At 62.1% G+C, this 14,609-nt stretch carries 14 protein-coding genes; 9 read left to right on the top strand and 5 right to left on the bottom strand.

Features of this window, described 5'->3' with window-relative positions; all coding sequences use genetic code 11:
- Nucleotides 1–8: 8 nt before the first annotated feature.
- The 9 genes from rpsP (at nucleotide 9) to MN188_RS14890 (ending at nucleotide 6,889) form a co-directional block, all read left to right on the top strand.
- A complete protein-coding gene (rpsP, locus tag MN188_RS14930) occupies nucleotides 9–422 on the top strand; it encodes a 30S ribosomal protein S16 (RefSeq protein ID WP_242110027.1) in 414 nt (137 codons plus the stop codon).
- A 92-nt stretch (nucleotides 423–514) separates the two neighbouring features.
- On the top strand, nucleotides 515–1,027 hold the full coding sequence (gene rimM / locus MN188_RS14925) for a ribosome maturation factor RimM (protein WP_242110024.1): 513 nt from the start codon (nucleotides 515–517) through the stop codon (nucleotides 1,025–1,027).
- Entirely contained in the window at nucleotides 1,024–1,806 is a 783-nt protein-coding gene (locus MN188_RS14920) for a hypothetical protein (RefSeq protein WP_242110023.1), read from the top strand. The genes rimM and MN188_RS14920 overlap by 4 nt, the downstream gene beginning before the upstream one ends.
- 65 nt (nucleotides 1,807–1,871) lie before the next feature.
- Nucleotides 1,872–2,702, top strand: coding sequence for a tRNA (guanosine(37)-N1)-methyltransferase TrmD (gene trmD / locus MN188_RS14915; RefSeq protein ID WP_242110022.1), 831 nt, complete (start codon nucleotides 1,872–1,874; stop codon nucleotides 2,700–2,702).
- 72 nt (nucleotides 2,703–2,774) lie between these two features.
- A complete protein-coding gene (locus MN188_RS14910) occupies nucleotides 2,775–3,830 on the top strand; it encodes an acyltransferase family protein (RefSeq protein ID WP_242110021.1) in 1,056 nt (351 codons plus the stop codon).
- Between the two features lie 279 nt (nucleotides 3,831–4,109).
- Nucleotides 4,110–4,484, top strand: a complete 375-nt coding sequence (gene rplS, locus MN188_RS14905; RefSeq protein ID WP_242110020.1) for a 50S ribosomal protein L19 — start codon at nucleotides 4,110–4,112, stop codon at nucleotides 4,482–4,484.
- A gap of 11 nt (nucleotides 4,485–4,495) precedes the next feature.
- Complete coding sequence (rpmE, locus tag MN188_RS14900) at nucleotides 4,496–4,717, top strand: 50S ribosomal protein L31 (RefSeq protein WP_242110019.1); 222 nt, start codon at nucleotides 4,496–4,498, stop codon at nucleotides 4,715–4,717.
- 126 nt (nucleotides 4,718–4,843) lie between these two features.
- On the top strand, nucleotides 4,844–6,028 hold the full coding sequence (locus MN188_RS14895; protein WP_242110018.1) for a cation:proton antiporter: 1,185 nt from the start codon (nucleotides 4,844–4,846) through the stop codon (nucleotides 6,026–6,028).
- A 48-nt stretch (nucleotides 6,029–6,076) separates the two neighbouring features.
- Nucleotides 6,077–6,889, top strand: coding sequence for a division plane positioning ATPase MipZ (locus MN188_RS14890; RefSeq protein WP_242110017.1), 813 nt, complete (start codon nucleotides 6,077–6,079; stop codon nucleotides 6,887–6,889).
- A gap of 9 nt (nucleotides 6,890–6,898) precedes the next feature.
- On the opposite strand, the gene MN188_RS14885 is transcribed toward MN188_RS14890, so the two are convergent.
- The 5 genes from MN188_RS14885 to MN188_RS14865 all read right to left on the bottom strand — a co-directional run.
- On the bottom strand, nucleotides 6,899–7,216 hold the full coding sequence (locus MN188_RS14885; RefSeq protein WP_242110016.1) for a lipid-A-disaccharide synthase N-terminal domain-containing protein: 318 nt from the start codon (nucleotides 7,214–7,216) through the stop codon (nucleotides 6,899–6,901).
- Nucleotide 7,217: 1 nt separating this feature from the next.
- Nucleotides 7,218–7,964, bottom strand: a complete 747-nt coding sequence (locus tag MN188_RS14880; RefSeq protein ID WP_242110014.1) for a glycosyltransferase family 2 protein — start codon at nucleotides 7,962–7,964, stop codon at nucleotides 7,218–7,220.
- A gap of 60 nt (nucleotides 7,965–8,024) precedes the next feature.
- Nucleotides 8,025–8,564, bottom strand: coding sequence for a phosphatase PAP2 family protein (locus tag MN188_RS14875; protein ID WP_242110013.1), 540 nt, complete (start codon nucleotides 8,562–8,564; stop codon nucleotides 8,025–8,027).
- A 104-nt stretch (nucleotides 8,565–8,668) separates the two neighbouring features.
- The gene (locus MN188_RS14870; RefSeq protein WP_242110011.1) at nucleotides 8,669–10,285 is read right to left on the bottom strand and encodes an ArnT family glycosyltransferase; all 1,617 of its coding nucleotides are present in this window, start codon (nucleotides 10,283–10,285) and stop codon (nucleotides 8,669–8,671) included.
- Between the two features lie 211 nt (nucleotides 10,286–10,496).
- Nucleotides 10,497–14,609, bottom strand: a 4,113-nt coding sequence (locus MN188_RS14865) for an Ig-like domain-containing protein (protein ID WP_242110009.1), incomplete at its 5' end; no start/stop codon positions are given.

The raw sequence follows: 14,609 nt of genomic DNA, 5'->3' as shown, positions 1-14,609 counted from the left end.
AAAACATCATGGCTATGAAAATTCGTCTCGCCCGCGGCGGCTCGAAAAAACGTCCCTTCTACCGCATCGTTGCGGCCGACTCGCGCATGCCGCGCGATGGTCGTTTCATCGAGAAGCTGGGCACCTACAACCCGCAGCTGCCGAAGGATTCGGAAGAGCGCGTGAAGATGGACATGGAGCGCGTGAAATACTGGCTGGACCAGGGTGCGCAGCCGACCGACCGCATCAGCCGTATGCTGGAAGCCGCCGGCGTTCTGGAGAAGAAAGAGCGTTCGAACCCGAACAAGGGTGAGCCGGGCGAAAAAGCCAAGGCCCGCGTCGAAGAGAAGGCCGAAAAGGCCGCTGCTGCTGCTGAAGCCGCTGCTGCCCCGGCTGAAGAAGCCCCGGCCGAAGAAGCTGCCGCAGAAGAAACGGCTGAGTAATCAGCCGCTTGCCCTTGCGGGCCAAGCTATGAGACAAAGGCGCGGGGCTGATACGGCCCCGCGTTTTTCGTTCTGGATAAGGAATGACAGGGATGAGCCAGGATCGCATCTGCGTCGGTGCCATCGCCGGGGCCTTCGGGGTCAAGGGCGACGTGCGCCTGAAAAGCTTCTGCGCCGAAGCCGAAGCCGTTGCCGAATACGGCCTGCTTTGGAGCGAGGACGGAAGCCAGAGTTTCGAAATCATCCTGAACGGCCCGATCAAGAACGGGTTTTCGGCCCGGATTTCCGGGGTTTCCACAAAAGAACAAGGCGACGCGCTCTCGGGCACCCGGTTGTTCGCCGATCGCTCCGCGCTGCCCAGCCTGCCGGACGACGAGTTTTACCACGCCGACCTGATTGGCCTTGCGGTGTTCGATACCGGCGGCAAGGAACTTGGACGCGTGACCTCGGTCGAGAACCACGGCGCCGGGGATTTCCTGGAAATCCAGGGGCCGGGCCTAAAGAACGGCGCGCTGCTGCCGTTCACCCATGACGCGGTGCCGACCGTCGATCTGGCATCGGCCCGGATCATCACCGACCCGCCAGACGGGGTGTTCCCCGAATGACGCGCATTATCGTGCACGCGGGGTTTTACAAGACCGCCACAACGTCGGTGCAGAATTACCTGGCCCACAATCGCGCCGCCCTGACCCCTTGGTTCGACTACTACGGCCCGGGTGATCTGCACGGCGCCGGGGCGACCGCCCGTCAGTACGGCCAGAAGCCGTTTCCCTGGCGCCTGCGGGCGTTTAGACGGGACATGCGCGCGTTTCTCACATCGATTCCAGACGCGCAAACCATTGTCATTTCGCGGGAGAACCTGACAGGGGCGATGCCAGGTCACCGCGATTGGCGGGGTCGCACGATCACAGGATTCTCCCAGGCGCCCCAGCTTTTGCGTGTGGTGCGGCAGGAGTTGGTGCGGCGTTTCGGACCCGAGGTCCAGATTGAGATCCTGTTCACTATTCGCGGTCGCAGCGCCTGGTTGCGCTCAGTCTACGGCCATCTTCTGCGCTCGATCCACCTGACCGAAACCGACCAAGAGTTCGCAGCGCAATTCGCAGAGTTTCCAGACCTGCGCAAAGTCGCCCGAGAACTGGGCGCCCAGCACATCGTCACGATCGAGAGCCACGCGGACAGCCCGGCCGGCCCGGCACAGGCGCTGTTGGACCTGGCCGGCGCGCCCGTGGCGGCACAGGCGGCCCTGCCCCCGGCCCGCCGCGAAAACACTGGCCAGCCGCCGGAGTTGATGGCGCAATTTTTGGAGCTGAACCGATCCGGCCAGCCAAAAACCGAGCTCAAGCAGATCAAGACCCGCCTTCTGTCCGAAGCACCGACGCCATGACACCCCGTCTGCACGTGGTGAAAAAGGCGGTTCTCTCGCGGGCCGCAACCGGGTAAACCCGCGCCATGAGCGATAAACCCAAATCCCAAGGCCTCAAATCCCACGGACGCCTGGCCGTGACCCCCACGCTGCAACCGCGCGAGCTGATGACGGACACGCCGCGCCTCAAAGGCGCCTGGGCGGCCCGGATCATCACGCTGTTTCCCGACGCCTTTCCGGGCGTGCTGGGTGAAAGCCTGACCGGCAAGGCGTTGAAGGACGGGCTGTGGGTATTGGATGCGATCGACCTGCGCCCGTTCGGCGAAGGCAAGCATCGCAATGTCGATGACACACCCGCAGGCGGCGGCGCGGGCATGGTGCTGCGCGCCGACGTTCTGGGCAACGCTCTGGACGCGGCCGCCAAGGGCGCGCCGATGAGCCGCGCGAAATGGCCCGTCGTCTATATGTCGCCACGCGGCAAACCGTTGACGCAGGCCATGGCGCATCGTTTTGCCCACGCCGACGGCATGACCATCCTGTGCGGCCGGTTTGAAGGCGTCGATGAACGCGTGCTGGAAGAATACCAGATCGAAGAGGTCAGCCTGGGCGATTTCGTCCTGACCGGCGGCGAGATCGCGGCGCAGGCGCTGCTGGACGCCACCGTGCGGCTGATCCCCGGTGTATTGGGCAACGAGGCGTCGACCGAAGAGGAAAGCTTCTCTCACGGCTTGTTGGAGCACCCGCAATACACCCGGCCAGCCGAATGGCGCGGACGCCCGATCCCTGCGGTTCTGACCTCGGGCCACCACGGCAAGATCGCCCAATGGCGCCGCGAGATGGGCGAACAGATCACCCGCGAGCGGCGCCCGGACTTGTGGACGCTTCACCTAGCTCGTCAGGGCAAGACTGACACCTGACCCTCAACAGTTTCGCCAAAAAACCCCGGACCTGCCTTATTCTGACGCCATTTTCTGTGCAGAATTCGGCGCATGCGACAAGAATTCGCCCCTGACCTGCACCGCCCTGCGGCGCCGCGCGCCCGATCCTTGCGGATCGATAATGCAAAGGCTGTTTTGATCTGGTTGGTCGTGGTGGGGCACATGATCGAACAATTGGCCGGCGCATCAACCGCCAGCCGGGCGCTTTACGGCGCGCTTTATCTGTTTCACATGCCGGCCTTCGTGATGATTGCCGGGATGAATGCGAACGCCGCCCTGAACCGTGGCGCCATCATCAAGTCGATCAAGCAATTACTGGTGCCTCTGGCGCTGTTCCAGGTGCTGTATTTCGGGGTTCTGAGCGTTCTGGCGCCGCATCTGTTGGGCGAGCCGCTCGCGCCTTTGTGGCTGCTTTGGTTCCTGCTCAGCCTGTTCACCTGGCGAATGATCCTACCGCTGTTCCTACGCCTTCCCCACCCGATCGTCTTGGCACTGCTGATGGCCGTGGCAGCCGGTTGGGTCGGTGACATCGACCGTAGCCTGAGCCTGTCGCGCAGCATCGTGTTTTTCCCGGTCTTTCTGATCGGCCACCTGCACGGCGCGCGGCTTTTGTCGCTGGTGCGCCGCAAAACGGCCATGCTGCGGCTGCTGTTCGTCGGGGTCATGACACTGGCTGTTGTGGTGGTGGCCAATGGCGCAAGCTTGATGCCGCTGTTTGGCACCGCGCCCTATGGCGCCCTGCCGCAGAGCTGGCTCTTGCCCGAACTGGATCGCCTGCTGCTGATCTTGGCTGGGGCGGCGGCGGCGGTCGGGTTTCTGGCCCTGATGCCGGACCGCGAAACCCGCGTGACATGGCTGAGCCGGCGCACGATGACGGTCTACTTGCTGCATGGCGTGCTGGCGGCGGCGTTCTGGCATATACCACTGGCCGGATACCTTCCACCAACCCTGATCGGCCTGCTGCTGGTGCCGCCACTGGCCGCGATTGCCACGATCTATCTGGCGCGTCTTGACGGCCCGCTCACCCAGGTTTTGTCCACAATTGGCGACGGTTTGTTTCGGCTTTGGCCACGTACCCGTCCGTCGGTTGCGAAGGCGCGCAACTGAGCGCGAACCGGCTTGACCTTCAGACCGCGCAAGCTGCCGAAACTCAACGCTTGCCCGGGCTGCAAAATCCCCCTATACCCCGCCCGTTCGGGATCGGAATCGGTCCCAGGACCTGTTTTGCTTTGGGCACGTGTTTCCGTGCGGCATCCGGGGCGGCAGACACAAGAAACGGCGACTTACCTCCTGCGGGCGCATATGCGGACCCGGTGATAACCAGGAGCTCTTGGGCGGCACCAACTTCGCGGGTTTAACCGTGAGCATATATAAGGAGCGTTTCAGATGAACCTGATCGCACAGCTTGAGGCGGAACAAATTGCCGCCCTGGGGAATGACATCCCCGACTTCAAAGCCGGTGACACCATTCGCGTCGGCTACAAGGTGACCGAAGGCTCGCGTTCGCGCGTGCAGAACTACGAAGGCGTCTGCATCGCCCGTAACAACGGCAAAGGCATTGCCGGGTCGTTCACCGTTCGCAAGATTTCCTTTGGCGAAGGCGTGGAGCGTGTGTTCCCGCTGCACTCGACCAACATCGACAGCATCACCGTGGTGCGTCGCGGTCGCGTCCGTCGCGCCAAACTGTACTACCTGCGGTCGCGCCGCGGTAAATCCGCCCGTATCGCCGAAGATACGACCTACAAGCCCAAGAAAGCCTGAGGAGCGTCGACATGAAAAAAGACATTCATCCCGAATATCACACGATCGAGGTCAAGCTGACCGACGGCACCTCGTATCAGATGAAATCGACCTGGGGCGCCGAAGGCGACACCCTGCAACTGGACATCGACCCCACCGTGCACCCGGCCTGGACCGGCGGTGGCGCACGCCTGCTGGACACCGGCGGCCGCGTGTCGAAGTTCAAAGCGAAATACGAAGGCCTGGGCTTCTAAGCACCGCGCCATACATTTCAAAGAAACCCGTCGGAGCAATCCGGCGGGTTTTTTCGTGGGCCGAGCGCATGGGCGCGCACAACTTGCAGGGTTTCCCTTGCGCGCGCCACCGGGCATTGTGCCCGGATGGATCTTGCCCTGACATTCACCGCCCTTGGCGCGCTGTTTCTGGTTGGCCTGGCCGCGGACCTTCTGGGCCGACGCACTCGCCTACCCCGCGTCACGCTGCTGCTGGGCCTGGGCATTCTGGCCGGAAAGTCAGGCTTCGACGTGATCCCGGCCGAGACCGAGGCGCTGTTCGAGTTTCTGTCCGTCGCGGCCCTGTCGATGGTCGCGTTCCTGCTGGGCGGCGGGCTGACCGCGAAGAAACTGCGCAAGATGGGGGCCGAGATCCTGTGGATCTCGATCGTGATCGTGATCGTGACGATTGCACTGGTCGCCATCGGGCTGATCGTGATCGGCGTGCCGCCGGCGCTGGCGCTGGTGCTGGGCGCACTGGCCTGTGCCACCGACCCGGCCGCGACCCAGGACGCGATCCGCCAGGCGGGTGTTGCGAAGAGGTTTGGCACCAAACTCAAGGGCATTGTCGCGGTTGACGACGCCTGGGGGCTGGTCGCCTTTTCGCTGATCATCGTGCTGGCCAAAGGCATGAACGGAAGCGTCGATTTCACCATTCTGCGCCACGCGGTCTGGGATATCGGCGGCGCATTGGTGTTGGGTCTGGCCGTCGGTCTTCCCGGTGCTTACCTGACTGGGCGGTTGTCACCGGGTGAACCACAGCAAGCCGAGGCGCTGGGCATTGTCTTTCTCACCGCGGGCCTGTCGCTGTGGCTGAACGTGTCTTACCTGATCGCGGCGATGGTGGCGGGGCTGGTCATCACCAACCGCGCGCGCCACCACAAACGCGCCTTTCATGAGATCGAGTTGATCCAGTGGCCGTTCATGATTCTCTTTTTCATCCTCGCCGGCGCGGCGCTGGAGCTGGACAAGCTGGTGCAGATCGGGCTGGTCGGCACTGGCTATGTCATTCTGAGAATTGTTGCGCGTATGGTCGGCGGCTGGCTGGGCGCGCGCATCGGCGACAGTCCGACGCACGAACGACCGTGGTTCGGCCCTGCCCTGCTGCCTCAGGCCGGGGTGGCCGTGGGCATGGCGCTGGTTGCCAGCGCCGAATTTCCACAGCATGCCGACATGATCCTGACGCTCACCATTGGTGCGACGGTTCTGTTCGAAATCGTCGGCCCAGCCGCCACGATGTTTGCGGTGCGACGTGTCGATGCCTCTTCCCCCGGCAATGATGGGCATTTATAGTTCGCACAGCCGCATTTTCGCGGCATCGGGATTCTTGGGGAAATCGGTTTGGCGCATATCATCGTTGTCGGAAACGAAAAGGGCGGGGCGGGGAAATCCACCGTGTCGATGCATGTGGCCACGGCGCTTTCGCGCATGGGGCATCGGGTCGGCGTGCTGGACCTGGACCTGCGGCAGAAGACCTTTGGCCGCTACGTGCACAACCGTCGCGCGACGCTGGACAAGCTGGGGTTCGACCTGCCATCGCCGGAATATCGCGATCTGCCCGAGGTGGACCGCTCGTCGCTGAAGCCCGGCGAAAACCCCTACGACCGGCGCCTGTCGCTGGCCGTGGCCGGGATGGAGGCGGATGCCGATTTTATCTTGATCGACTGTCCGGGTTCACACACGCGCCTGAGCCAGGTGGCCCATTCTCTGGCCGACACTCTGATCACACCGCTCAACGACAGTTTCGTCGATTTCGACCTGCTGGCGCATGTAGATGCGGATACGAACAAGGTGCTGGGCCCGTCGGTTTACTCTGAAATGGTGTGGAACGCGCGCCAGTTACGCGCGCAGGCCGGGCTGAAACCGATCGACTGGATCGTCGTGCGCAACCGTCTGGGCGCGCAGATGATGCACAACAAGAAAAAGATGGGTGATGCGCTGGACGAACTGGCCAAGCGCATCGGATTTCGCGTCGCGCCCGGCTTCAACGAACGCGTGATCTTTCGCGAGTTGTTCCCGCGCGGGCTGACTCTTCTGGATTTGCGCGACGTTGGTGTTCAAGGTCAGATGAACATCTCGAACGTCGCCGCGCGTCAGGAGTTGCGCGAATTGATGAAGGCCCTGAACCTGCCCGGTGTGACCGTCAACTTCTGATCCGTGGCGTCAAAGATCGCTGTCGGTGCCCGGCCCCGGCTTGCGATAGATCAGCATCAGGTTGCGCACATAGATCAACAGGCCCAGTGACTGGCCCATGATGATCACGATCTCACCACGATAGACGCCATAGGCAAGCAGCGTTGCACCGCCAAAGATTGAAAACCACCAGAACAATGTCGGCACGACCGATTCCCCGGCTTTTTCCGAGGCATACCACTGGATCAGAAAGCGCATGGTAAACATCGCCTGCGCACCGATGCCGATGACCAGCCACCAGGCGTCAAGCGTCGTCTCAACGCCAAGATATTCCAAAAGCGGCTGCATCTCAGGCGTCCTTTTGCGGGCGGGTCTTCTTGGCGCGCTTGATCAGCCAGGACACGCCCAGCAGGTCATGCACACCAACCAGGGCACGCTGGAAATTGGTGTAATTCGAGGCCCCCGCGTTTCGCGCGGCGTGGCTGACATCCTTGTGCCCGACCTCCCAGCCAAAAGCCTTGAACAGCGCTGGTAAATACCGGTGCATGTTGTTGAAATAGGGCAGTTCCAGGAAGGCTTCGCGGCGGAAGGCCTTCAGCCCGCAACCGGTGTCGCGCGTGCCATCCTTCAACATCCAGCCGCGCAGGTCGTTGGCAAACTTCGATGCGGCCTTTTTTGACCATGTGTCTTGGCGTTTGACGCGCTGCCCAGCCACTAGGCCCAGCACCTCGGCTTTATCCTCCAGCAGGGGCGCGACCAGTCCGGGCACTTCGGCGGGCGGGTTCTGGCCGTCACCATCAATCGTCGCGATCACTGCGGCGCGGGCGGCTTTCACGCCGGAGTGCACCGCAGAAGATTGCCCGCCGGACACCGGATGTACCAGGTAGCGCGCCCAGTCATACGTTGCCGCGATCTCTTTGAGTTTCGTCAGCGTGCCATCGTCCGACCCGTCATCGACAAAGATCGTTTCAAACGCCATTGCCCCGCAGGCCTCATCAATGGCCTGCGCCAGGAAGGCCACGTTGCCTTCCTCGTTCTTCATCGGCACGACCAGCGTGAAATCCGGGGTCTTGTCCGTCTTGTTTTCCTGGGTCATCGGGGCCTCCAGGCCATGGGGTTCGACAGGGCTGCGGTATTGCAGGACAGGCGCGTGCGATCAAGGGGAACCTGCGCGCCGAGCGGCCATTCGGCGGCGCAATTGGCCGCCCGGTGCGCCCACGACGGCACAAGCCCAGCCCCAAAGCCCCCCAGCCAAGACCTGCCATATATCGTGCCAACCAGTTTGCACCCGGCTGGCTCCGGTAAACACTGCGGCAGAAATTGCCACACCCTGCACGATCGGCATGCTCCGCACGCATGCCTGCGCAACCCCAGCCGCACCGAAGGCCGCTGTAGACGTATGGCCCGAAGGGAAGCCATGAATGCCGCCGTTTGGGCGCTGGTTGATCGCCGTGTCGCCCAGCGCTCTCTTGCTGGCGTGCGTGCCCGCGAACATCACCAGATAGCGGCCCAGGTATTCAAACCCCCGTCCGTTCAACGCGGTGCAGCCCCAGGCCATCAGCGGTAGAACGATCTGGAACCGGTCGCCCTGCCGCTCGATGCTTTTTTCGGTGAAGGCGAACGTCGCCAACAGCACCGTAAGAACCAGGGCCGCTTTGCGCTGCAGGGTGAATATGGCGTTCAGTTTTGCACGCATTTTCGAACGATTTTCCTGTCGACGCCAGATTTCAACTCTGCGACGGGGTGAATTTGGTGCAACTTGAGCTCAGCCGCACAGCCCCCCGACCGCGTGATACTACGCTAGTTCTCGACATTCCGCGGCACCGCAACAAGGTATTCATCGCCTCCGCCTTCAATCTTCCCGGCCTTGAGAATGTCATAGCCTTCCAAGCCAAGGTTTTCCCAGGCCTTGCGCTGCGTGGCAATCACCAGCGGCGCCCCCTTGGCGCCAAGCGCTGCCAGGTCATCCGGTGTTTCGACCTGAACGACATCCTGACCAGCATAGTATGAAAAAATACCGGGATAGGTCTTGTAGGCGACCGGAACATGCCCCTGTTCGGCGAAAGCCGCCAACTCGGCCGCAAAGGGTTGGGTGGAAAGATTTTCGTTAAGCTGGGGCAACACGGCCAACGCGGTAAAAGCGCTCCAGATCGTCATACCCAGTGCGAGGGACGTCAAAACGACCGGTGCCGGTTTTTGCCTCATCACAAACAGCAAGGCGGACATGACGCCCAGGATTGCCGCGCTCAGAAGCCCAAACAGCGACAAGCTTGGGTTGTCGCCGTCCGAAACACCAAAGGCCAACCCGACAGCAAGAAGCAGCAGGCACGCTGCGACACCCATAAAACCGCGCGAACTGGGGGCACCGACAATCAGCTTTCCCAGCGCAAAGGCGACAAAAGAGACCAACGGCAGGATGTAGACCGCGACCTTGCCGTCCAACGCCGACAGAATACAAAAGACCACCAAAGCAAACAGCGACAGGACGACAGTCGGAGAGGCCGTATGCCGGGTCGCGAGCAGCTCTGCGGGAAGAGAAACTGCTTTGGCCGGGGATACCGCAAGCAGGTATCCCACCCACGGCAGCAACGCGATCGGCACGACTTTGAAGTAATAACTGACGGGTTCCTTGTGGTGGAACGTATCCGTCGCGCGCGCAACAATCTGGTCGCCGATGATGTCACCCATCAGAAAGTCGATCCCTTCGACGATAAGAATGCCGGCCGCCCAGGTCGCCATGATGGCAATCGACACAGCAAGTCCGACGGCGGTGACGCGGGTGAAAGCGCCCCTGGCGCGGCCCGCCCAGATGGCACAGACAAGGACAACGGCAACCGGAATGACAATCCCAAGAGGCCCCTTGGTCAATGCTGCCAGCCCTGCGAAGGCAAAGCCCAGATAGGCAGGCCTTGCGCCTGCCCCGTTGAGGTAGTGGTCATACAATCCCGCTATGGAAAAAATAATCAGCGCCACGAACAACAGGTCCATGCGCACATAGTGAAACAGCATCACGACGCTGACCAAGGACAAAAGCACACAGACGCCAGCTGCCAGCTCCTCGCGGGTGAACCCGATCACCCGGCCAAGGCGCAGCAGCGCTGCAACCAGAATGACACCGGACACTGCGGATCCAAGCAGCATCACGGAGGGAAGCGATATGCCGGGCAGCAGGTCCAGCAAGGCCAGCATCAGGAAATAGATCGGCGGCTTGTCGGGGTAAGGCACGCCATTCAGCCGCAAGACGATCCAATGCCCGTCTTGCGCAAGATTGGAATAGGCCTCGGCATAGCGCACCTCATCCGAGAACCAGAAGAACCGGTTGTCCAGCGCAAAGGCGCATTGAACGGTGATCAGAATGATCGCGACAAGCAGCGGGTAACGAACCGCAAATGCCCAGAGAGAGGTCAATACTTTCATTGGGGGAATTTACCTTTGCCAGCGCAACCCTGCGCATTCCGAACCGGCATGACATCACCGAGAAAGGGCCACGTGACCACCACAGGCGCGCTTCGATGGGTTCTAGGAGCCGACCGGAACCTTGTCAACGAAAGCGAGGAGCCGGGACCTGTCCGGTGCGGTCGGCGCTCCAGGAATGCCTGCGGCCACAAACACGCGCGCGTCGGCAACATCAGGACAATAGGATGTCGAAGCTCTCGGTCACCTTGCCGAAATCGTCCATGCCAAGCGCGATGTCCTCCAGTGCGAACAGGAAAATCTCGCCGTCTTCCAAAACCACGCCGTCGGGCACGTCGAACCCGAAGCGCTCTTGGAAGGTTGCGCGCAGCTGGTCAGTGATGGCCCCCGTCACATCCACCTCGATGTCGATCACGGGATTGTTGATCGCCTCACGCGGGTCTCCGTCATTCAGCGACAGGAAGACGAATTCGTCAGAAAAGCTCGCGTCAGGGCTGGCACCTTCCGACTGCAACTTGCCCATGAAAACTTCTGCGGCCAGATCACTGTCAAAGAAGTTCAACCGAGGGTCGACGTCGATCTTCAGACGGTAGTCGTAGTCGACATCCCCGTTGAACGCATAGGTCGCATGGCCTGTCACGGTGTCGCCCGCCGTGCCGACGGCATACATGCCAACCGCTTCCCCAACCCCGGCGGCAATTTCGAACCCGCCGATGCCATAGGTCACGCTCACCTCATCGGGGTCAAACACCGCGCGTTGCACGATTGACAGATCGGCGTCGATCTTGGCGTCAACGAAGTCCGCTGTCAGCTCTGCCGCCAGCTCCGCGCCGCGCGCCAGGGATTTGAGCCCGTCGGCTAGGTCATCGGCAAACGCGGAGATCGTATTGAAATTCGCGGTGCGCAGCCCAGAAATGACCGACGACAAGTTTGCGGCCACCTCACCCGCACTGGCGACGGCGGTCACCCCATCGGCGGCCGCGTCGACTGCCCGGTTGATGATCGACAGCGGTGTCCCGGTCACGCCACGGAACGGGTAGACGTTGATCGAGTAGAAGCCAAGATCAATCGAGAAGCCAAAGCCGTTGAGCGTGCCAATCGCCCGCTGCGCCCCTTCGAGCGCACTGGTGAAAGCACCTGCCCCATATTCGTTGATACCGATCGACGAGAACGCGCTCTCAAGCTGGCCAAGAATGGCTTCAAGCTGCGGGATTCCCGGCAAGCTGGTCACCCCCTCAAGGATGCGGTCCAGCCCTCCTGCCAGCCCCTGCGGACCCAACAGCGCGCTGACCGATGCGTCAATCGCCGCATCCAGTTGCTCGATCGTCTGGGCCCCCGACACGCCGTTGACCTTCGTGTAGAAATCGCCGGGCACGAAACTGTCAAGCGTCTCGCCCGCCGTGTTGATGGCCCGAAAGGCTTGGTCAAGCGCCGCTGCCACCAGCTCTGCGGGCTTCAACACCATCTCGGCCTCGACCCCTTGTTCCGCGGCGAGCTGCGCGGCTTTGGCAAACTCAAGGTAGTTCTTCAACGCCTTGGTCTGTGGCGTGTCATCTGCCTCTTTCAGGAGTTCCTCGATCAGGCTCAGCGCAACGGTTTCAAAATCTATCGCCACCGACGCAAGCTTGGTTTCCTGGACAACTTCGATACCTTGAGTGCCAGCCCTCGCCTCTGCACCAAACACATTGGAGTCGTCGGGAGAAAAGCCAGAGATCGTTTCGACATTGTCGATGGGCAGCGCGAAGTCGACCGAAACACCGTCGAAAGGTGCATAGGCAATCGCCTGCAGTTCCGCCAGCGCACTTTGCACCCGCGCAGCGATGCCCTCCTGCTCGGCAGCAGCCTGAACATCGGCTCCGCTGACCGCGATCATCTCATCCGGGTTGTCGGCAGAAGGCAGGAAGAACAAGCCCGTGCCCTCCGCCGTGAACGCATCAAATTGATTGAGCACGGTGCGCTGGCCAAGCTCATACAGCGCGCGCGCGTTGGTTACCACGCCGTCCAGACTGGTCAACGTAGACAGGTCAGCCTGGCCTGCCTCAAGCAGCTGATCCACCAGCTTGCGCACCACTTCAAGCGGGTTGGCACTGGCCGGGTCGCCGCTGCCTGCTGCCGCCGCCACCTCGGCCCGGATTGCCGCAATATCCACCGTGCCGCCGATCACCCCCTGCGCCAGCCCGGCCACGTCGATATCAACCAACCGGTCCAGAAGATCGGTCGGGTCTGGCAGGGATTTCCCGAAGACATCGTTGATGTCGGCCACCAGCGTCGAAATCGCCGCCTTTGTCGCCTCGATCGCATCCGCCAGTTTGAATTCGGCCAGGAAGGCAAAGTCCTTCGACGCCAGCCCATCGAATGCGAAGGGGCCGAAATCACGCGTCTCGATCTCATAGCCGAGGTGGCTAATCGTCGTGTCTGAAATGTCAAAAGTGTTTTCAACAACAATGCTTCCAAGCCCGACCGTCTCGATCGCCGTCTCAGGCGTCAGGCTGTGCAGGTTGGTCGAGCGCAGGATGAACGCATCATTGGCACCAATTGTTTCGGGCGCGGCCAGGTCAATCCGGATTGGTTGGAAAAACACCGCCTCGCCCAGCGTCGCCATATCCAGATCAAATCCAAGGTCGATCTCCAGATCGAAAACCGCGTCGATCGTCGGTGAGGCTGCAATCGGGCCGATCGGGCGCGTCACTGCCGCCAAGCCGCCACCAAACGCCGCGATGGCATCGGCGATACTATCGTTCAGCACCCCGTCGCCGGATTGATCGCCCACCGTCGTCAAGCTCGCGCCCCCTGCGCCAAGCGAAATCGCGATCGATTGGTCAATGTCGAGCAGAGTAAAGTCAAACAGCGTCGATAGGTCGAATTCGGATCTGGCAGCGCGTTCGGCCAAGGTGTCGAACACGTCCAACTGCTTGCGCTGATCGAATGTCCCCGTGACCGTTCGCAGCACCAGCGCCGCTTCGTCGCTGGCGTCAAACTGCGTGAACCGGGCCTCACCTTCGGTAAACGGGTCGAACGGCGAACCATTCACCGTCACTTCAACGGTTGAGCTGTCCGTGCTGCCGTTCCCATCCGTGACGATGTAGTCAAGCGTGGTCACCCGGCTTTCGCCAAAGCCCACATCGTTGAAATCCGCGCCAGGATTGAACCTGAAGCTTCCATCAGCGGCCAGAACAAAGGTGCCGCCCGAACTGCCAGTCTGTTCGCTCAGGCTATCGGCGCCCACGACTTGAACCACATCTGCAAGGTCGATGTCCGTTGCATTGGCAAGCAGGCCCGTCGCCGCCCCCTGGGACAGCGTGCCACCAACCACCACGCTATATGTCTCGTCAGCATCAATCACGGCATCGTTGTCGCCCGTGATTGTGACGGTGAGGGATTGGGTGTCGGTTGTGCCGTGTTCGTCGCTGACGGTGTAGCTGATGGTGTCGGTGGTGGTGGTGCCCAGGGCGAGGAAGGCGAAGGCTTCGTTCGGGTTGTAGCTGTAGCTGCCGTCAGCGCCGAGGGTGAGCGTGGCGCCGGAAGGCAGAGTGACCGGGTGGCCCACCCCCGCCGCGTCGCCCGCCACCTGCGTCACGCGCAGCACCGCGCCGGTGTCGACGTCTGTGTCATTTGCCAGCACGTTGCCGCTGACCGGCACGCTTTCCACCGTCGCCGCGGTGTCAGCCCCGGCCACGGGCGCGTCGTTCGCGCCCTCGACGGTGATCGCGATCGCGCCGCGGCCCTGGGCGCCTTCTGCGTCCGTGGTGGTGTAGCGCGCCGTGATCTCGGCGGTCTGCCCCGCTCCCAGCGCCTCGAACTCACCGGCCGGGTCAAGCGTGACCATGCCATCCTCAAGCCGGATGCCGATCGCGTCGCTGCCCACCCCCGTCACGCTGAACGCGTCGCCGTCCGGATCAAAGTCGTTCGCCATGAGGTCCGAGGTCGGCAGCGTCAGCGCCGCGTCTTCGCCCACGACCAGCCGGTCAAGCCCGCCAATTGGCGCGTTGTTTTCACCGTCAAGGCGCAGGGTGTAATTGTCGAACACCACCGCCTCGATGCCGATGAGACTGTCGCGCCCGCTCTCCGGGCTCTCGATCACCGCCGACATTTCCCCGGTAATCTCAATGGTATAGCCCTGCACCGGCCCGGCATAGAACACGCTGTCAAAGCCGTGCCGCCCGTCGATCCGGTCGTCGCCCGCGGTGCCAAGGATCGTCTCGGCGCCGCGATCGCCAACCAGGGCCCCCACGTTGCTGAGCGTCACCCCCGTCAGGTCAAGCCGCCCGTCGCGGCCCACGCGGATGTCAGCCCCCGCGCCGTCGATCTCCTCGATGCCGTCAAAGCT

It is taken from the genome of Aliiroseovarius subalbicans, from assembly GCF_022678625.1.
Lineage (GTDB): Bacteria > Pseudomonadota > Alphaproteobacteria > Rhodobacterales > Rhodobacteraceae > Aliiroseovarius_A > Aliiroseovarius_A subalbicans.
This window is presented reverse-complemented; position numbering and strand designations above follow the sequence as displayed.

Coding starts and splice junctions, on each gene's coding strand:
- trmD (WP_242110022.1), top strand. CDS start 1,872: ATGAGCGATAAACCCAAATCCCAAGGCCTCAAATCCCACGGACGCCTG.
- MN188_RS14880 (WP_242110014.1), bottom strand. CDS start 7,964: ATGACCCAGGAAAACAAGACGGACAAGACCCCGGATTTCACGCTGGTC.
- rpsP (WP_242110027.1), top strand. CDS start 9: ATGGCTATGAAAATTCGTCTCGCCCGCGGCGGCTCGAAAAAACGTCCC.
- MN188_RS14910 (WP_242110021.1), top strand. CDS start 2,775: ATGCGACAAGAATTCGCCCCTGACCTGCACCGCCCTGCGGCGCCGCGC.
- MN188_RS14895 (WP_242110018.1), top strand. CDS start 4,844: ATGGATCTTGCCCTGACATTCACCGCCCTTGGCGCGCTGTTTCTGGTT.
- MN188_RS14870 (WP_242110011.1), bottom strand. CDS start 10,285: ATGAAAGTATTGACCTCTCTCTGGGCATTTGCGGTTCGTTACCCGCTG.
- MN188_RS14875 (WP_242110013.1), bottom strand. CDS start 8,564: ATGCGTGCAAAACTGAACGCCATATTCACCCTGCAGCGCAAAGCGGCC.
- rplS (WP_242110020.1), top strand. CDS start 4,110: ATGAACCTGATCGCACAGCTTGAGGCGGAACAAATTGCCGCCCTGGGG.
- MN188_RS14885 (WP_242110016.1), bottom strand. CDS start 7,216: ATGCAGCCGCTTTTGGAATATCTTGGCGTTGAGACGACGCTTGACGCC.
- MN188_RS14920 (WP_242110023.1), top strand. CDS start 1,024: ATGACGCGCATTATCGTGCACGCGGGGTTTTACAAGACCGCCACAACG.
- rimM (WP_242110024.1), top strand. CDS start 515: ATGAGCCAGGATCGCATCTGCGTCGGTGCCATCGCCGGGGCCTTCGGG.
- rpmE (WP_242110019.1), top strand. CDS start 4,496: ATGAAAAAAGACATTCATCCCGAATATCACACGATCGAGGTCAAGCTG.